The organism is Rhodococcus jostii RHA1 (assembly GCF_000014565.1).
In the GTDB taxonomy this organism is placed as follows: Bacteria; Actinomycetota; Actinomycetes; order Mycobacteriales; family Mycobacteriaceae; genus Rhodococcus_F; species Rhodococcus_F jostii_A.
In genome coordinates this window covers 5,924,314-5,941,761 of sequence record NC_008268.1, presented here as the reverse complement: position 1 = coordinate 5,941,761, position 17,448 = coordinate 5,924,314, and the positions used below count along the sequence as shown (strand labels likewise).

Here is a 17,448-nt window from a genome sequence, read left to right as displayed (position 1 = left end):
ACACCCCGACGTACATCGAAGGAGGTGGCCGTGAGCACCACGACCGCAACCGTCACGAACAGCACATCCAGCGAGGCTCCACCGAGCCTCCTCCACCAGCCGAAGTCGGTGTGGGCAGTCGCCTTCGCCAGTGTCATCGCGTTCATGGGCATCGGGCTCGTCGACCCGATCCTCAAGCCGATCGGCGAACAACTCGACGCCACGCCGTCCCAGGTGTCGCTGCTGTTCACCAGCTACATGCTGGTCACCGGTGTCGCGATGCTCATCACCGGCGTCGTGTCGAGCCGGATCGGCGCCAAGAAGACCCTCCTCACCGGACTCGCCGTCATCGTCGTGTTCGCGGCGCTGGCAGGCAGCTCCGGCACCATCGGGCAGATCGTCGGCTTCCGCGCCGGCTGGGGACTGGGCAACGCCCTGTTCATCGCCACCGCGCTCGCCGCCATCGTCGGCGCGGCCAGCGGCGGCGTCGCCCGGGCCATCATCCTCTACGAGGCCGCGCTGGGCATCGGCATCGCCGTCGGCCCGCTGGTCGGTGGTGTCCTCGGCAACATCAGCTGGCGCGCACCGTTCTTCGGCGTCGCAGCCCTGATGGCCGTCGCGTTCATCCTCATCGTCGTGATGCTGCCGTCCGCGCCCAAACCGGAACACCGCACGTCGATCGCCGCGCCGTTCCTCGCCCTGCGCCACCGCGGCCTGCTCACCGTCGCGATCACCGCACTGCTCTACAACTACGGCTTCTTCACACTGCTCGCGTACACACCGTTCCCCCTCGACATGGGCACATACTCGATCGGATTCATCTTCTTCGGGTGGGGCCTGGCGCTGGCCGTCGCGTCGGTGTTCCTCGCCCCGCGGCTGCAGCGGCGCTTCGGCACGCTGCCGATGATGATGCTGGCCCTCGCGCTGTTCGCCCTCGACCTCGCCATGATGGCCGCATTCACCGACAACAAGACCGTGCTCGTCGTCGGTGTCGTGCTCGCCGGGCTCTTCCTCGGTGTCAACAACACGCTCATCACCGAGACCGTCATGATCTCCGCACCCGTCGAGCGGTCGACGGCGTCCGCGGCGTACAGCTTCGTCCGCTTCGTCGGCGGCGCGGCCGCACCGTGGGTCGCGGGCAAGCTCGGTGAGAGCAACATCCACATGCCGTTCTGGGTCGGCGCCGTGTGCACCGCCGCCGCGATCATCGTGCTCGCGACCGGACGCAAGGTCCTCGCCCACGTCGACGAGCACGATCCCGAACCGCACAGCGTCGAGGAAGCACTGGCCGTCACGGTCGCCGACGCCGACTGACCACCCCACGTGAGTGGCGAGGCGTGCCTCGGCACACTTCGCCACTCATGTGTGCGGTCAGAGATTCAGGTCGGGGAGACCCAGGAGCGAACGGTACTCGAGACCCTCGGCCGCGATCACCTCGTCGGCACCGGTAGCGCGATCGACGACGGTCGCGACACCCACGACGATCGCCCCGACGTCGCGCAACGCCTTCACCGCGGTGAGCGGAGAGTTGCCCGTGGTCGTGGTGTCCTCGACGACGAGGACACGCTTGCCGACGACGTCCGGCCCCTCGATCTGCCGCTGCATGCCGTGCGCCTTCGCGGCCTTGCGCACCACGAACGAATCGATCGGCCTGCCCGGGGCGTGCATCACGGCCATCGCCACCGGGTCGGCACCCATCGTCAGTCCGCCGACGGCGTCGAATTCCCAGTCCGCCACCAGTTCACGCAGCAACTTCCCGATCAGCGGGCCCGCCTCGTGATGCAGCGTGGCGCGGCGAAGGTCCACGTAGTAGTCGGCTTCCTTGCCCGAAGACAACGTCACCTTGCCGTGCACAACAGCCAGCTCACGCACCAACGCGGCCAGATCCTCGCGATCACTCATGCCCGAAACCCTACCCACCTCTACGTGCGGGCACGCCCCCGGCCGAACACGTTGGTCAACCTTCGGACCAGACTCTTCGGGACGAGGCGACCGGCAGTCGTCAGCACCTTGTACTGGAGACCGGGAATGCTCACGACCTTGCCGTCCTCGAGGTCGGCCAGCGACGCCGCGACCACCTGGTCGACGCTCAGCCACATCGGCTTCGGAATCGAACTCATCTCGATGCCCGCGCGCTCGTGGAACTCGGTGCGAATGAACCCCGGGCACAGCGCCTGGATCCGCACACCCGTGCCGCCCAGCCCGTTCGCCAATCCCTCGGAGAACGAAATCACGTACGCCTTGCTCGCCGAATAGGTCGATCCCCGCCCGGACAGCAGGCCGGCGACGCTCGCCACGTTGATGACGGTGCCGTTCGCCGACGCGATCATCGTGGGCAGCGCCGCGCGGGTCAGCTGCATGACGGCGGTCACGTTCACGTCCAGCTGGGACTGCAACAGCTCCGGCGTCGCCGTCCAGAATTCGCCCGACGTGCCGAATCCGGCGTTGTTGACCAGCACCTCGACACCCTTCCCGAGGCGCTGCGCCACTTCCTCGCGCCCGGACGCCGTCGCCAGATCGGCCTGCAGGATCTCGGACTCGGTGTCGAACAACGCCTTCATCTCGTCGGCGAGGGCCTGCAAGCGGGATTCGTCACGCGCGACGAGCACGAGGTCGTAACCGAGAGACGCGAACTTCCTCGCGAAACCGGCACCGAGCCCCGACGTCGGGCCGGTGACGAGGGCAACGGGTCGGGCGGAACTGGGGGGCGTCGACATACCGGTGACGGTAGCAAGGCGCTGCGCGCCTGTGCGCGGTTAACGAGTCCCAGGACTCGTCAGGCACTCACGGGCGCGGAGCGCCGGGGGCCGGCGGGCGAGGAGTGCCGGGGGTCTGCTGACGGGGAGCGCCGGGGGCCGGCGGGCGGGGAGCGCCTGGGGTCTGCTGCCGGGGAGACGCCGGACGCGCGGGACGCGCCTCGGCGGGAGCGCCTTCCCGCAGTCGCGGCCGGCTCGGGTCGTGGTGGCCACGGTCGAGTCCCCGCGGTTCGGTGATCGGGGGCAGGACGTGCAGGATGCCGGACAGCCGGGCGACGGCCTCGATGGCCGAATCCCACTCGCGTCCGCTGCTGCCGATGGGCAGCGAACCGAGGGTCCACTCGCCCTCGCTCCACAGCATGTTCACGTGCGGCGGCACCGACTCGGTGAACGCCACCATGCGCTGATCGCAGACCCTGCGGGCGATTTCGAGGTCGGTGGCGAACACGACCCGCGGTCCGATGGCACCGAGGAGTTCGAGATCCGAGTCCTTCGGCGGCGGGGTCGACTTGAGGCGCAGGTCGATGTCGACGTCTGAGCCCACACGGCGGCGCACGGCGACGATGGTCGCGGTCTCCTCGAGGTCGAACAGAATGAACGACTCGCCCCGGCGTTCGCCCTTCACCACATCGATGGCGCTGAGGTACTCCTGCTTGGCCAGCGCGGCGCGATGGAACTGGCCGGGCAGCTTCTCTTCGACGTTGTCGTATGTGTAGCCCTGGGCCTTGGCCCAGATCTGCCGCACCCGACCTGTCTGATCACGACGCGAGCGATCGAAATAGAGCAGCGCGCACGCGCCTGCGAGTGCGATCAACGCCAGTACGAACCACATTCCCGTCATCGGTGATCAGCCTAGCGAGTCGACGCCGTTACGAGGCGAAGCGGTACCCGGACACCCCGTGTCGGTTTTGCCCGGACCCATCGTCTCAGTTACCGCCGAGCTTCGGCAGCTCGGTGCTGATGATCGTCTCGGCCATCATCGTGCCGTTCTCGACCTTCGTTCCCTGCACCATCACGGTGAACCCGGGCTTCAGATCGGCGACCGTGGTGCCGTCGAGTGCGATCACGTTGGTCTGCGCGTTGGTCTGAACCGTCAACCGGGAACCGCCGAGGGCGTCCAGGGTGAGTGTGGAGCCGTCGTTGGCGCTGATCGTTCCGAACGCGGCGCCCGCAGCACCGATGGCCTCGCCGATTCCGCCGGGAAGTTGATCGAGCGGCGACTCCGACGTGGTCGACGGCGGCGGTGTCGTCTTCGGCGGCGCTGTCGTGGCGGGCGGACGGGACGTGGTCGGGCCTGCGGCCGTGGTGCTCGAGGAGTTGTTGGGCGCGGACGTGACGAGGGCGACACCGAAACCGATGACGGCGATCAACAGCAGTGCGGCTGCCGTGGCGGCGATCCAGGTGCCGATCCGCCGGGGCTTCTTCTCCTCGGGATTCTCCGCGACCGGCGCCTGGTACTGCGAGCCCGGGTACTGGGGGTTCGGGTACTGCCCCGTCGGATATCCGCCCTGGTACTGCTGGGCGTCGTACGGCGGGTACGCCTGCGTGGCGTTCGGCGGCGGAGCCTGCGGGTCGTACCGCGGATCGTAGGTCGGGTAGGCCTGGGTGGGATTGGGCTGGTTCTGCCCGTACGCCGCGGTCGGATCGGACGTGTAGAACTGCTCGGTCGGCCTGCCTGCGTCACCCAGGTGCTCGGTGCGCTGCTCAGCCGATCCGAGGTGCTCGGTCGGCTGGTCCTGTCGCGACCATGCCTGGGTGGGGTCCTCGTCACCAGCCCTCGACGCGGAATCGTCGGGGGTCCACGACTCCGTTCCGTCGTACGCACGTTCCTGTGGGGTGCGCGGGTCGTCGGGGTTCGTCATGATCGGCCCCTCCCTCGGGTTCGTCTGGCCGGTGTGCTGCGGTTACGGACGGTCCAGGGTAACGGCGAAACTTAAGACGTCGCTGTGAAAACACAGGTGAGTGGCACGGCGTGCGGGAGCACACCGCGCCACTCACCCACGGATCAGCCGAGGACGAGCGCGTCCCCGGTCTCGGACACCTTCACGGGGACGGTGTCGCCGTCCTTGACGTCACCGGCGAGCAGCAGCTTCGCCAGCTGGTCGCCGATCGCCTGCTGGATCAGCCGGCGCAGCGGCCTGGCCCCGTACATGGGGTCGTAGCCGCGGACCGCCAGCCAGAAGCGGGCCGAGTCGGATACATCCAGCGTCAGCCGCCGCGCCGCGAGCCGGCGGGACAGCTGGTCGAGCTGGATGTCGACGATGGACTCGAGCTGCTCTTCCGTGAGCGACTCGAAGATCACGACGTCGTCGAGCCGGTTGATGAACTCCGGCTTGAACGCGTGCCGCACCGCATCCATCACCTGCTCCCGCGATCCACCCGCACCGAGGTTGGACGTGAGGATCAAGATGGTGTTGCGGAAGTCGACGGTGCGTCCCTGACCGTCCGTCAGCCGGCCTTCGTCGAGGACGGCGAGCAGGATGTCGAACACGTCGGGGTGCGCCTTCTCCACCTCGTCGAACAGCACCACCGTGTACGGACGCCGTCGCACGGCCTCGGTGAGCTGGCCGCCCGCCTCGTACCCGACGTATCCGGGCGGGGCGCCGACGAGCCGGGCCACCGAATGCTTCTCGCTGTACTCGGACATGTCGATGCGGACCATGGCGCGCTCGTCGTCGAACAGGAAGTCGGCGAGGGATTTCGCGAGTTCAGTCTTGCCGACGCCGGTGGGCCCGAGGAACAGGAACGAACCGGTGGGCCGGTTGGGGTCGGCGACTCCGGCGCGGGCGCGGCGAACCGCATCCGATACGGCGACGACGGCCTCTTCCTGGCCGACGACCCGCTTGCCGAGTTCGGATTCCATCCGCAGCAGCTTGGCGGTCTCGCCCTCCATCATGCGGCCGGCCGGGATGCCGGTCCATGCGGCGACCACGTCTGCGACGTCGTCGGGACCCACTTCCTCCTTGAGCATGACGTCGCCGTCGGCGGCGGCGCCGGACTCGCGGGCCGCCTGCTCGAGTTCCTTCTCGAGCTGCGGGATGCGGCCGTACCGCAGCTCCGCGGCCCGGCCGAGGTCGCCGTCGCGTTCGGCGCGTTCCTCCTCGCCGCGCAGCGTCTCGAGCTGCTCCTTGACCCCGCGCACGGAGTCGATGGCTTGCTTCTCGTTCTGCCAGCGGGTGGTCAGCTGGTTGAGCTTCTCGCGTTCGTCGGCCAGTTCCTGCCGCAGCTTTTCGAGCCGGTCCTTCGACGCCGCGTCGGATTCCTTCTGCAGCGCCATCTCCTCGATCTCGAGCCGGCGGACGATGCGTTCGACGGTGTCGATCTCCTCGGGTCGCGAGTCGATCTCCATCCGCAGCCGGGACGCGGCCTCGTCGACGAGGTCGATCGCCTTGTCCGGCAGGAACCGGGACGTGATGTAGCGGTCGCTGAGCGTGGCGGCGGCGACGAGCGCGGAGTCGGTGATGCGCACACCGTGGTGCACCTCGTACCGCTCCTTGAGCCCGCGCAGGATGCCGACGGTGTCCTCGACGGAGGGTTCACCCACCAGCACCTGCTGGAAGCGACGTTCGAGGGCGGCGTCCTTCTCGATGTACTTGCGGTACTCCTCGAGCGTGGTCGCGCCGACGAGCCGCAGCTCACCTCGGGCGAGCATCGGCTTGATCATGTTGCCCGCGTCCATCGCGGACTCACCGGTGGCACCCGCACCGACGATGGTGTGGAGCTCGTCGATGAACGTGATGACCTGACCGGCCGAGTTCTTGATGTCGTCGAGGACGGCCTTGAGTCGCTCCTCGAACTCGCCGCGGTACTTGGCGCCCGCCACCATCGATCCGAGGTCGAGGGAGATCACGGACTTGCCGCGCAGCGATTCGGGAACGTCGCCTGCGACGATGCGCTGGGCGAGTCCCTCGACGATGGCGGTCTTGCCGACACCGGGTTCGCCGATCAGCACCGGGTTGTTCTTGGTCCGGCGGCTGAGTACCTGCACGACGCGGCGGATCTCGTTGTCGCGGCCGATCACCGGGTCGAGCTTGCCGTTGCGGGCCAGCGCGGTGAGGTCGGTGGAGTACTTCTCGAGCGCCTGGTACGTCCCTTCCGGATCCGGGCTGGTGACGCGCGCACTGCCGCGGACCGTGGTGAACGCATCACGCAGCGCCTCGGGGGTGGCGCCGTGCCGCTTCAGCAGTCCGGCCACGTCCGACTCACCCGAGGCGAGACCGACCATCAGGTGTTCCGTCGACACGTACTCGTCGTCGAGTTCGGTGGCGAGGTGCTGTGCTGCGGTGAGTGCGGCAAGGGCCTCGCGGCCGAGCTGCGGTGTGGTCGTGGCGCCCGTCGTCTTGGGCAGCCGGTCGACGAGATCCTGCCCTTCACGATGGACCACGGTGGGATCGACGCCGACCGCCTTGAGCAGCGGGGCGGCGATGCCGTCGGTCTGGTCGAGCAGGGCCACGAGCAGGTGCGCGGGCCTGATGTCGGGATTACCGGCCGACGACGCCGACTGGAGCGCAGCGGTCATCGCGGCCTGGGTCTTGGTGGTCGGATTGAACGAGTCCACTGTTCACCTCTTCTGGCGTTGTAGAGCGGTCCGCCGCCTGCGGCCGAGTGGCACGTGGCGACGCTGTCATCTTTTTAACGCGCGAAGGGTTGAGTCTGTTCCGCTCAACTTTAAAAAAAGTTCCGCTACACCCATTCTGTCGCCCCGCGACGCTTCGCGGGGCGGGATGTCAGGCCCCGATCGCGGCCGCCATCGTCGGCCAGGACGCGGACAGGTCGTCGCGCCAGTACCCCCACGAGTGTGTTCCGACCGGCCGGAGGTCGACCGTGGCCGGAATGTCCAGGGCGCGGAGTTTCTCCGCCAGCCGCATCGTGCAGTCGTTGGTGACGGCCTCGATGACACCACCGACCACGACCTGCGTCGCGAGGTTGCGGCGGTCGCCGCCGACGGTCCGGGCGTCGAGAGTGTCGTACGGTCCCGGCAGCCCGCTGCCGTTGGAGATGTAGAGGGTGGTCCCCCGGAGCTTCTCCGCGTTGACGTACGGATCGTTCGCGGCCCACAGCGGATCGTTGGCCGCACCCCACATGTTCTCGGGGTTGCCGCCGAAGTCCGACACCGTGATCTCGACGAACCGGCGCGCCACCGGGTCGCTCGTCATCGCGCACCCGCTGTACGCCCCGACGCTCTGATACAGCCCGGGCTTGGAGATCGCGAGGTTGAGCACGCTGGTGGCCGACATGGACAGCCCGGCGATGGCGTTCTTCCCGGTCGTCTCGAGCGCCGAGTCGACGATGGGCGGCAGTTCCTTCGTCAGGAACGTCTGCCACTTGTTCCGCCCGAGTTCGGGATCGTCCTGCTTCCAGTCCGCGTAGTAACTGGACTGGCCACCGAACGGGATGACCACGTTGACGTCCTTGTCGGAGAAGAACTTCTCGATGTCCGCCTTCTGCTCCCAGCCGAACTGCTCGGAGTTCCCCTCGACGCCGCCGAGCATGTAGACGGTGGGACGCTTCTCCGACGCGGCCCGGATGACCCGGACGGTGATGTCCTTGTCCATGGCGGTCGAGTGGACGGTGAAGCTCATCTGCGATTCACCCACCGGGGTGACTTCGATCAACCGCGAACCGTCGGGCGCCTCGTCGGCCGAGATCGACTCGATCGTCGTCCGTGGTTCCGCCGAGACGACGCTTCCGCCGCTGATCACCGTCAACATCACGGCCGCCACGACGGCGGCGGCGGTCCGGCGAACCCGGACCGAACCGGCCACCCCCGGACGAAACCGACCCCGATCCCGCACACAGCCAACTCTCATGGGCCCCCCTCGGTAACGCCGCCTGTTTACTGGATGCATCGTGCCTTGCCGGTGGTCACAGCTCAATGGCGACCCACCGAAATACCGGGGGCGAACGCCCAACCGGCCGTTGCCGTAACCCCGGGTCCGCGCGCGGGACGGCTAGAATGCGGGTGTTCGAATCAGCAGGCACGGAGGCAGGGGACGGCTTGACACGAGATTGCCTCGATCCGCTCGTGATTTCGCGTCTGCGCGCCAGCTTTTCGTCGATCGTGTCCACCGAACACGGACGCTACCGGCTCACCACCACGTTCTACGCCACCCTGTTCGCCGAGCACCCCGAATTCCGCGCGCTCTTCCCTGCTGCGCTGGATCAGCAGGGCCACCGCCTGTTCCAGGCACTGCAGTTCGTCATCGACAACCTCGACGACGAGGGCCGGGTCCTCGGTTTCCTGAGCCAGCTCGGCCGCGACCACCGCAAGTACGGCGTCGAGGGCAGGCACTACTTCGCGTCGGGCAATGCGCTGCTGGTCTCCGTGCAGAGCTCCTTCACCCAGGCCATCTGGACACCCTCGCTGACCGCGGCCTGGACGGAACTGCTCGACCTCCTCCTCCACACGATGGCCGACGCCGCGGACAACGACGACCTGCCCGCCGCGTGGGGCGCCACCGTGGTCGATCACGAACGCCGCCTCGACGACCTCGCGATCGTCCGTCTCGAGACCGACTCCCCCATCCCCTACGGTGCGGGCCAGTACCTCAGCGTCCAGATCCCGCAACGGCCCCGGATGTGGCGGTATCTGTCGGCGGCCATCCCCGCCAATCCGTACGGTCAGCTCGAGTTCCACGTGCGCCGCGTGTCGGGTGGGTGGGTGAGCCCCGCCATCGTGAACGAGACGCAGGTGGGCGACCGCTGGCTGCTCAGCTCCCCGCTCGGTGGCCTCGAGGTCGACCGCGACAGCGGGCAGGACGTCCTGATGATCGGTTCGGGGACGGGCATCGCGCCGCTGCGCGCCCAGGTGATGGAAATGGCGATGCGGTCGAACAATCCGCGGGTCCACATGTTCGTGGGCGGCAAGTACCCGTGCGATCTGTACGACATCGAGACCCTGTGGCATCTGTCGCTGAGCAATCCGTGGCTGACCGTGGTTCCCGTGTCGGAGGAGGACGAGGACCCGTGGTGGCACACGATTCCCGCTCCGGAGGCGCCGCCGGGATTGCATCAACGACTCCAGGGGCAGCTCGGCCGCGTCGTCGCCCGGTTCGGGTCGTGGGCGGACCGGCAGATCCAGATCTCCGGTTCGCCGGCGATGATCAAGACCACCGTGTACGCGTTGCAGGGCGGCGGTACACCGCCCGAACTGATCCGGCACGACCCCCTGATCTAGTTCCGCAGCCGTCCCCGCCCATCCGCCATCCGGTTCGACCGTCGGGAGAACATCACGCCATGCAAGCCACGCAGACCACCTGGACCAGCACCGTCGTCGAGCATCACCGTCTGCGGCACGACCTCGCCGTGATCCGCCTCGTCGGTGATTACGTCCCGTTCGTGCCGGGGCAGTACGTGGACGTGAGCGTGCCCCAGAACCCGCGGCTGCTGCGCAGACTCTCCCCCGCTCTGCCGCCGTCGTTGGACGGCAAGCTCGAATTCCACGTTCGGACGGTTCCCGGCGGCTGGGTCAGCGGCGACATCGTCACGGGGACGTCGCCCGGCGACCAGTGGCAGATCCTCGAACCGCGCGGCACGATGTCCGTCGACGAGGACGGGCCGGACGTCATCATGATCGCCGGCGGCACCGGCCTGGCCCCGTTCCGGTCGATCCTGCTGGACCTGTCGCGCAGGCCGAATCCGCCGCGGGTGTTCCTGTTCACGGGCGATCGGACGCCGCGCGATCTCTACGCGTCGGACATGCTCTACCTGCTGCTGCAGGATCTGCCGTGGCTCACCGTCATTCCGGTGGTGGAGAACGTCGTGAATCCGGACTGGACCGACGAATGGTACGAGCGCACCAGAGTGGACGTGGGGTTCACCGAGGACGATCTCATCGAGGGCTCACTGCCCGACGTCGTGACGTCCTACGGCGCGTTCACCGAGCACCAGGTGCTGGTGTGCGGTTCGGCGGCGATGGTCCGCGCCACCCTCGACCGTCTCCGCGACACCGGGACGCCCACGGCGAACATTCAGTTCGACCCGTACTGAGCCTTCGGGTCAGTAGGACGGATCGTGCCGGATGTTTTCCGGCGGAGTGCCCGCCGCGTGCAGCCGGAACTTGGTGGTGTTGATCATCGCGTCGGAGCCGACGAGCTGGATGTCGCGCTCGGCCCACGTCCCGAAGTCGGCGACGACCTGCCCCACTTTGCCGGTCAGCCGGCGGTGCATGCCGGGCAACGCGGCGCTGCTCGGGCCGGTGTACCACCACGGGTCCTCGTCCTCCTCGGTGACCGGGACGACGGTCAGCCACGGATTCTGCTCCGCGAGTGCCCACAGGGTGCCCAGGTCGTAGAGGTCGCAGGGGTACCGGCCGGCGAAGAAGAGGTGGACGCGGCGGTCCTGTCCGCGTTGCGACATCTGGAGGATCTGCGCGCGCAGCGGGGCGATGCCCGTCCCCGATCCGATCATGAGGATGTCGCGACTGTTGCCGTAGCGGACTCCCAGGTCGCCGAGCGGGGATCCGATCGCCCACCGCTCACCCACGAGGGTCTGGCTGACGATGGCGGGGCTGACCCAGCCGCCCGACACCCGTCGGACGTGGAACTCGATGATGCCCTGGTCGTTGGCGGGGTTCGCCGGTGACAGGTACCGCCACATCCGGGGACGCGACGGCACCTGCACGCTCACGTACTGGCCGGCGGTGTAGGTCATCGGCTCGTCGAGTTGCAGGCGGACGATCGACACGTCCTTGCGGACCTGAAGGTGCTCGATCACGGTCGCGCCCCACGCCGGCGGGCCGCTCTCGGCGTTGGCCGCATCCATCATGGTGGCGGCGACGACGGCGAGGACGTCGCGCCACGCCTGCTCGAGTTCGTCGGTCCACGGCTCGGTCGAGGGGAACTGCTCGACCGCGGCGATCAGGGAGTTGCCGACGGCGACGTAGTGCGCGTCCTCGATTCCGTACTTGCGGTGGTCGCGGCCGAGCTGGGCGAGGTAGGCGAGGATCTGCCCGGATTCCTCCTCGAGCCGTTCGATCACGTACTGGACGGCGGAGATCAACCGGTCGCGCTGCGCGTCCATGGCCGCGGGGAAGAAGTCCCGGGCGTCGGGATACCGCGCGAACAGCAGGGCATAGAAGGACCGCGACAGAGTCTGAGGCCCGTCCGGCACCGCCGCGATAGCCTTGAAACTCGACCGGACCAGCGATATTGCCTGTGAATCCACCGCGCATCCTCGTCACCGACCGAACGCGGCCCCGCCGCGAAGTACTTGGGCAGACTATAGGCGCGGGCGCCACGCCGCAGACCAGGTCCCTTGTTTCCCGCCCTGGTCGTGCTATCCGACCGCTCGGTCTGCACTTTCCCAGTACCGGGCGCGCAGCGCCTTCTTGTCCAGTTTTCCGAGCGGGGTCAGCGGCAGCGCGTCGACGAAGTCGATCGATTTGGGGGCGTGCACCGATCCCTTCGCGGCCCGTACCCGTTCGACGAGTTCGGCGGCATCGACCGTCTGCCCGGCCCGTAACACGACGCACGCCTTGACGGCCTCGCCCCACTTCTCGTCCGGAACGCCGACCACCGCGACCGAGCCGACGGCGGGATGCGCCGAGATGACGTCCTCGATCTCCCGGGGGAACACGTTGAATCCGCCGGTGACGATCATGTCCTTCTTGCGGTCGACGATCGTCATGAATCCGTCTTTGTCCCTGCGCGCGACGTCGCCCGTGTGCAGCCAGCCACCGCGGAACGCCTCGGCGGTCTCGTCGGGCTTCTTCCAGTACCCCTTCATGACCAGCGGGCCGCGGACGCAGATCTCGCCGAGCTCACCCTGCGGGACCTCGTTCAGGTCGTCGTCGAGCAGGGCGACGTTCAGCCAGGGCACGGGACGCCCGCACGTCGCGAGCCGGCTGGGATCGTCCGCGAGGTGCTCTTCCTTCCGCAGCACCGCGATGGTCATTCCGCATTCGGTCTGGCCGTAGAACTGGAAGAAGATCTGGCCGAACTTCTCGATGCCCTCCTTCAACCGGGCCGGCGACATCGCCGAAGCGCCGTAGAACAGCGTCTGCAGGCTGGACACGTCCCGCTTCGGCAGGTCGGGGTGATCCATCAGCAGGTAGATCATGGTGGGGACGAGCATCGTGGCCGAGATCTTGTGCTTCTCGATCGCCTCGAGGACGGCACCGGGCTCGAACGCGGGCAGCACGATCAGCGCGCCACCACGCAGCAGGGTCGGGATGAAGAACGCGGCGCCGGCGTGCGACAGCGGCGTGCAGATGAGGAAACGCGGTTCGTCGGGCCACTGCCATTCGGCCATCTGGATCTGATTGAGCGTCGCGCCGGACTGGTACGAGCCGACGACGCCCTTGGGCTTGCCGGTGGTGCCGCCGGTGTAGACCATGCTGCTGTTGTCGTCGGCGGCCACGTCCGCCGCCCGCAGGCGTCGCGGGGTGAACGTCTCGGCGAGCGCGAGAATGTCGGTGCCCACTTCGGACGGCCCCAACGACAACACGTTCTCGATCGAGGGCGACTGCGCCTCCAGTTCGGCGGCGCGCTCCTCGAAGGCGGTGGGATCGAAGATCAACGTCTGGATCTCGGCGTCGCCGACGATGTACAGATGGTCGTCGAGCGAGCCCATCGGGTTCAGCGCGCTGGCGCGGCATCCGGAGATCATGGTGGCGCCCATGCTGATGAGCACTTCGGGCCTGTTCTTGGACAGCATGGCGGTGCTCGTGCCCTTACCGATTCCGAGCGAAGCCAGTGCCTGCGCAAAGCAACTGATCTGATCGCGCATCTCACCGCCGGTGAGGACGACGTCGCCGAGGTAGAGCGCAGGCTTGTCGGAGTTGCGTTCCAGTGCAGTGATGAGGAGGTCTGCAGCGAAGGCGGGTCGATGCAGATCTGCGAACTCGTCGGTCATCTGTAATCCTTCTACTCCCGCGACGCCGAGGCGCGTGGTCCGGCGGCCTGGATTTTCTGTGTCCTGGGTCACCGACACCCTAACCGGAAACCGGCAAAACTGAAACCTGTTCCACCTAGCTCGCGGGTGCCGACGGCAACTCCGCGCCGGAACACGTCCGATAACGTGAGGTCCATGAGTCCGCAGCACCGAATCGCAGAACGGATCTCGACCGCTGCGCAGAGCGCGCACGTCTTCCTCGCAACGGCGGAATCGCTCACCGGCGGGCAGATCTCGTGCATTCTCGGCGCGGCGCCCGCCTCCTCCGACTGGTATCGGGGCAGCGTGGTCGCGTATTCCAGCGAAGTGAAGCACCGGGTGCTGAAGGTGCCGGACGGTCCCGTCGTCAGCGAGGCCAGTGCCCGCGCGATGGCCGGAGCGGTCGCCGAACTGCTCGGAGCCGACATCGCCGTCGCGGTGACCGGTGCGGGCGGCCCCGACCCTCAGGACGGGCAACCGCCGGGGACCGTCTGGTTCGGACTCTTCGCTCACGGCCGCATCGACACCGAGATGCACCGATTCGACGGTGAACCGCAGGACGTCGTGACCGCAACGACCGACCGTGCCCTGGAACTGCTCGAGCAGGCGTTGGTCTCCGCGCCCGGTCGAGTTCCTCCGCCGCTCGCATAGATCTCCGAGAGTCGGGTATTCGTCCGAACGGGCACCGCTACACCCGAGGAGGAATTCCGTGCCGAAGACCACCGACAGCGGCAAGCCGAAGAAGAGCGAGCTCCCCGAGACGCTGAAGAAGTCGTCCGAGAAGGCGCAGCGCACGTTCGCCAAGGTGTACGACTCCGCAATGGATCAGTACGGGGACGAGGAACGGGCGCATCGCGTCGCGTACGACGCCCTCAAACACGGCTACGAGAAGGTCGGGGACCACTGGGAGGCCAAGGACGAGAAGGGCCCGTCGGACGAGCGCGCGAAGAGCGGCGGCCCGAACGCGTCCGGTGAGACGGCCGAGGGAGTCGACGCCAATGCGAGCAAAGACCATCTCGTGCACATCGCGCAGCGGCTCGACATACACGGCCGGTCCACGATGACCAAGGACGAACTCGTCGACGCGATCGAGAAGGCGAACCGGAGAGCCCGATGAGAGCCGTGACGTGGCAGGGCAAACGGAAGGTCAGCGTCGACACCGTCCCCGACCCCGTGATCGAACAGAAGACCGACGCGATCGTCGAGATCACCACCACCAACATCTGCGGCTCCGACCTCCACCTGTACGAGGTGCTCGGCGCGTTCATGAGCGAGGGCGACATCCTCGGCCACGAACCGATGGGCATCGTCCGCGAGGTGGGGTCCGAGGTGACCGACGTGAAGGTCGGCGACCGGGTGGTGATCCCGTTCCAGATATCCTGCGGCAATTGCCACATGTGCGACCGAAAGCTGTTCACGCAGTGCGAGATCACCCAGAACCGGGACGAGGGTACGGGTGCGGCGCTGTTCGGGTATTCGAAACTGTACGGGAGCGTTCGCGGCGGCCAGGCCGAGTATCTTCGGGTGCCGCACGTGAAGAACACCCACATCACGGTTCCCGACGGCCCACCGGATTCGCGCTTCGTGTACCTGTCCGACGTGCTGCCGACGGCGTGGCAGGCCGTCGAGTACGCGGACATACCCGACGGCGGTTCCGTCGTCGTTCTCGGGCTCGGGCCGATCGGTGACATGGCGGCACGCATCGCTGCGCACAACGGTTTTCGTGTCATCGGCGTGGATCTCGTGCCCGAGCGTCTCGCCCGCCCGCAGGCACGACACATCGAGACGGTCGACCTGACCGACGCCGAGGGCGAACTCGGCGACGTGATCCGGGAGATGACCGGCGGCCGCGGCCCCGATTCCGTCATCGACGCCGTCGGCATGGAAGCGCACGGCTCCCCCGGCGCGAAACTCCTGCAACAGGTCACGTCGTACCTGCCCGACGCCCTCGCGGGCCCGCTGATGTCGACGGTGGGAATCGACCGGCTGCACGCCCTGTACTCGGCCATCGACATCGTGCGGCGCGGCGGCACCCTCTCGCTCATCGGGGTGTACGGCGGAATGGCCGACCCGATACCGATGCTCACCCTGTTCGACAAGCAGATTCAGGTGCGGATGGGCCAGGCCAACGTGAAGCGGTGGGTCCCGGACATTCTGCCGTTGCTCACCGACGCCGACCCCCTGGGCGTCGACACGTTCGCCACTCACGAACTGCCACTGGACCACGCGCCGCACGCGTACGAGATCTTCCAGAAGAAGGAAGACGGCGCTGTGAAGATTCTCCTGAAGCCGTAATGCCTTCTCTGTGGCTCGATCACGTCGCCGGGCACCGCGGTGCGGTCACCGGGCGGTCATGGGACGAACGTGGACGGTACGACACCGTGGTGGTGGGCGCGGGGGTGACCGGACTGATCCTCGGGTTGCTGCTCGCCCGTGCGGGACAACACGTCGCCGTCGTGGAAGCGCGGACCATCGGCGCCGTCACGACGGGGAACACCACGGGCAAGGTCAGTGTGCTGCAAGGTACCCGGCTCGCCGAGATCGGCCGACGTCACGCAGTGCACATCCTGCGGTCGTACGTCGAGGGAAATCTGGAGGGCCAGCAGTGGCTGCTCCGGTACTGCCACGACCGCGGGATTCCCGTCGGCACGGCACCGGATTTCACGTTCGCGCAGACCGAGTCCGGCGTCGACGCGGTGCGCGCTCAATACACGGCCGCCCGATCGGCGGGCCTGCCCGTCCGCCTGGTGCCGGAACTCGACATCCCGGTGCCCCACGTCGACGCCGTCACAATCGACGACCAGGCGTTCCTGGACCCGATGCCCGTTCTCCATGCGGTGGCCCGCGACCTGATCACGCACGGCGGCGACGTGTTCGAGCACCGTCGCGTGACATCGGTCCGGACGCTGGTGCGATTCCACGTCCTGGCGACGCCGGACGGCGACATCGAAGCCCGCCGCGTGGTTCTCGCGACGGGAACGCCGATCCTCGACCGCGGAGGATTCTTCGCGCGGCTGACGGCGGAGCGATCCTATGCGGCGGCGTTCCGGGTGCCGGGCGGTGCCCCCGGCGGCATGTACCTGACCGCCGATCAGCCCACACGGTCGCTGCGCCCGGCCGACGACGGCCGTGTTCTGGTCGTCGGCGGCAACGGTCACGACGTCGGGCGAAGCACGTCGCCACAGGCCGCGGTCGACGATCTGCTGGCCTGGACCGGCCGTCACTTTCCCGGGGCGACGCCGACCCACCGCTGGTCGGCGCAGGATTACTCCTCGCTGAACGCGCTTCCCTACGTCGGCCCACTGGTTCCCGGCAGAGACGGCATTCTCGTCGCGACGGGGTACGGAAAGTGGGGACTCTCGAACGGCGTCGCCGCCGCTCTTGCGCTCGCCGGACGCATTCTCGGTGGCCACATGCGGTGGGCGGAGGCCTTCCAGAGCTATTCGCCGACGCAGCTTTTCGACCTTCCCGCGGCGGTGAAGGCGAACGGCGAGGTGGCGAGGGAGATGGCTGCGGGCTGGGGCGACGCACTCGTGGGGAGACAACGCGGGAAGGGCCGGGCTCGCATCGTGCGAGAGGGACTGCTGCCCGTCGGCGAGTACACCTCGAACGGTCACACCGAGCGGGTCTGCGCCGTCTGCCCGCACCTCGGTGGTGTGCTCCGCTGGAACGATGCGGAGGCGTCGTGGGACTGCCCGCTGCACGGGTCCCGATTCACTGCCGGCGGAACACTTCTCGAGGGCCCCGCAACCACCGATCTCCGACGGCTCTGATCCCCACCCGATTGGCCGCGGGCCACCTGGGTACCCGTCGCTTGTACCCACGAAAGGAAGGAAGTGCC

15 protein-coding genes are annotated in these 17,448 nt (G+C 67.8%); 7 read left to right on the top strand and 8 right to left on the bottom strand.

What is annotated here, in order from left to right; genetic code table 11:
• Nucleotides 1-24 precede the first annotated feature (24 nt).
• Complete coding sequence (locus RHA1_RS26915) at nt 25-1,293, top strand: MFS transporter (RefSeq protein WP_011597697.1); 1,269 nt, start codon at nt 25-27, stop codon at nt 1,291-1,293.
• A 57-nt stretch (nt 1,294-1,350) separates the two neighbouring features.
• On the opposite strand, the gene pyrE is transcribed toward RHA1_RS26915, so the two are convergent.
• From pyrE to RHA1_RS26885, 6 genes are all read right to left on the bottom strand, one after another.
• The gene (pyrE, locus tag RHA1_RS26910; protein WP_011597696.1) at nt 1,351-1,881 is read right to left on the bottom strand and encodes an orotate phosphoribosyltransferase; all 531 of its coding nucleotides are present in this window, start codon (nt 1,879-1,881) and stop codon (nt 1,351-1,353) included.
• A gap of 20 nt (nt 1,882-1,901) precedes the next feature.
• The gene (locus RHA1_RS26905) at nt 1,902-2,696 is read right to left on the bottom strand and encodes an SDR family NAD(P)-dependent oxidoreductase (protein ID WP_009478777.1); all 795 of its coding nucleotides are present in this window, start codon (nt 2,694-2,696) and stop codon (nt 1,902-1,904) included.
• A gap of 67 nt (nt 2,697-2,763) precedes the next feature.
• Entirely contained in the window at nt 2,764-3,567 is an 804-nt protein-coding gene (locus RHA1_RS26900; RefSeq protein ID WP_041812485.1) for a TtfA family protein, read from the bottom strand.
• Nucleotides 3,568-3,661: 94 nt separating this feature from the next.
• Nucleotides 3,662-4,597 (bottom strand): DUF5666 domain-containing protein, encoded by a 936-nt coding sequence (locus RHA1_RS26895; RefSeq protein ID WP_011597694.1) that lies wholly within the window; start codon nt 4,595-4,597, stop codon nt 3,662-3,664.
• A 143-nt stretch (nt 4,598-4,740) separates the two neighbouring features.
• Nucleotides 4,741-7,293 carry an ATP-dependent chaperone ClpB gene (gene clpB / locus RHA1_RS26890; RefSeq protein WP_009478774.1) on the bottom strand — a complete coding sequence of 851 codons (2,553 nt, stop codon included), beginning with the start codon at nt 7,291-7,293 and terminating at the stop codon, nt 4,741-4,743.
• A 169-nt stretch (nt 7,294-7,462) separates the two neighbouring features.
• A complete protein-coding gene (locus RHA1_RS26885) occupies nt 7,463-8,500 on the bottom strand; it encodes an alpha/beta hydrolase (protein WP_009478773.1) in 1,038 nt (345 codons plus the stop codon).
• Between the two features lie 191 nt (nt 8,501-8,691).
• Between RHA1_RS26885 and RHA1_RS26880 the strand changes: the two genes are divergently transcribed.
• The gene (locus RHA1_RS26880) at nt 8,692-9,912 is read left to right on the top strand and encodes a globin domain-containing protein (RefSeq protein ID WP_011597692.1); all 1,221 of its coding nucleotides are present in this window, start codon (nt 8,692-8,694) and stop codon (nt 9,910-9,912) included.
• 59 nt (nt 9,913-9,971) lie between these two features.
• The gene (locus RHA1_RS26875; RefSeq protein WP_011597691.1) at nt 9,972-10,724 is read left to right on the top strand and encodes an FAD-binding oxidoreductase; all 753 of its coding nucleotides are present in this window, start codon (nt 9,972-9,974) and stop codon (nt 10,722-10,724) included.
• A 9-nt stretch (nt 10,725-10,733) separates the two neighbouring features.
• Here RHA1_RS26875 and RHA1_RS26870 read toward each other — a convergent pair whose 3' ends face one another.
• Nucleotides 10,734-11,900 (bottom strand): FAD-binding oxidoreductase, encoded by a 1,167-nt coding sequence (locus tag RHA1_RS26870; RefSeq protein ID WP_009478770.1) that lies wholly within the window; start codon nt 11,898-11,900, stop codon nt 10,734-10,736.
• A gap of 111 nt (nt 11,901-12,011) precedes the next feature.
• The gene (locus tag RHA1_RS26865) at nt 12,012-13,589 is read right to left on the bottom strand and encodes an AMP-binding protein (RefSeq protein ID WP_011597690.1); all 1,578 of its coding nucleotides are present in this window, start codon (nt 13,587-13,589) and stop codon (nt 12,012-12,014) included.
• Between the two features lie 174 nt (nt 13,590-13,763).
• Here RHA1_RS26865 and RHA1_RS26860 point away from each other — a divergent pair, with 174 nt between their 5' ends.
• Genes RHA1_RS26860 through RHA1_RS26845 form a run of 4 tightly spaced genes read left to right on the top strand, consistent with a single transcriptional unit; the run spans nt 13,764 to nt 17,380 of the window.
• Nucleotides 13,764-14,258 carry a CinA family protein gene (locus RHA1_RS26860; RefSeq protein ID WP_009478768.1) on the top strand — a complete coding sequence of 165 codons (495 nt, stop codon included), beginning with the start codon at nt 13,764-13,766 and terminating at the stop codon, nt 14,256-14,258.
• Between the two features lie 58 nt (nt 14,259-14,316).
• Nucleotides 14,317-14,724, top strand: a complete 408-nt coding sequence (locus tag RHA1_RS26855) for a ChaB family protein (RefSeq protein WP_011597689.1) — start codon at nt 14,317-14,319, stop codon at nt 14,722-14,724.
• Complete coding sequence (locus tag RHA1_RS26850) at nt 14,721-15,902, top strand: zinc-dependent alcohol dehydrogenase (RefSeq protein ID WP_011597688.1); 1,182 nt, start codon at nt 14,721-14,723, stop codon at nt 15,900-15,902. Before RHA1_RS26855 ends, RHA1_RS26850 begins: the two co-directional genes overlap by 4 nt.
• Nucleotides 15,902-17,380, top strand: a complete 1,479-nt coding sequence (locus tag RHA1_RS26845) for an FAD-dependent oxidoreductase (protein ID WP_011597687.1) — start codon at nt 15,902-15,904, stop codon at nt 17,378-17,380. Before RHA1_RS26850 ends, RHA1_RS26845 begins: the two co-directional genes overlap by 1 nt.
• Nucleotides 17,381-17,448 lie beyond the last annotated feature (68 nt).

What these genes read in the sequence shown, in the direction of transcription:
- RHA1_RS26845 (WP_011597687.1), top strand. Translation starts at nt 15,902, where the DNA reads ATGCCTTCTCTGTGGCTCGATCACGTCGCCGGGCACCGCGGTGCGGTC.
- RHA1_RS26880 (WP_011597692.1), top strand. Translation starts at nt 8,692, where the DNA reads ATGCGGGTGTTCGAATCAGCAGGCACGGAGGCAGGGGACGGCTTGACA.
- RHA1_RS26860 (WP_009478768.1), top strand. Translation starts at nt 13,764, where the DNA reads ATGAGTCCGCAGCACCGAATCGCAGAACGGATCTCGACCGCTGCGCAG.
- RHA1_RS26905 (WP_009478777.1), bottom strand. Translation starts at nt 2,696, where the DNA reads ATGTCGACGCCCCCCAGTTCCGCCCGACCCGTTGCCCTCGTCACCGGC.
- pyrE (WP_011597696.1), bottom strand. Translation starts at nt 1,881, where the DNA reads ATGAGTGATCGCGAGGATCTGGCCGCGTTGGTGCGTGAGCTGGCTGTT.
- RHA1_RS26865 (WP_011597690.1), bottom strand. Translation starts at nt 13,589, where the DNA reads ATGACCGACGAGTTCGCAGATCTGCATCGACCCGCCTTCGCTGCAGAC.
- RHA1_RS26850 (WP_011597688.1), top strand. Translation starts at nt 14,721, where the DNA reads ATGAGAGCCGTGACGTGGCAGGGCAAACGGAAGGTCAGCGTCGACACC.
- RHA1_RS26875 (WP_011597691.1), top strand. Translation starts at nt 9,972, where the DNA reads ATGCAAGCCACGCAGACCACCTGGACCAGCACCGTCGTCGAGCATCAC.
- RHA1_RS26900 (WP_041812485.1), bottom strand. Translation starts at nt 3,567, where the DNA reads ATGTGGTTCGTACTGGCGTTGATCGCACTCGCAGGCGCGTGCGCGCTG.
- RHA1_RS26895 (WP_011597694.1), bottom strand. Translation starts at nt 4,597, where the DNA reads ATGACGAACCCCGACGACCCGCGCACCCCACAGGAACGTGCGTACGAC.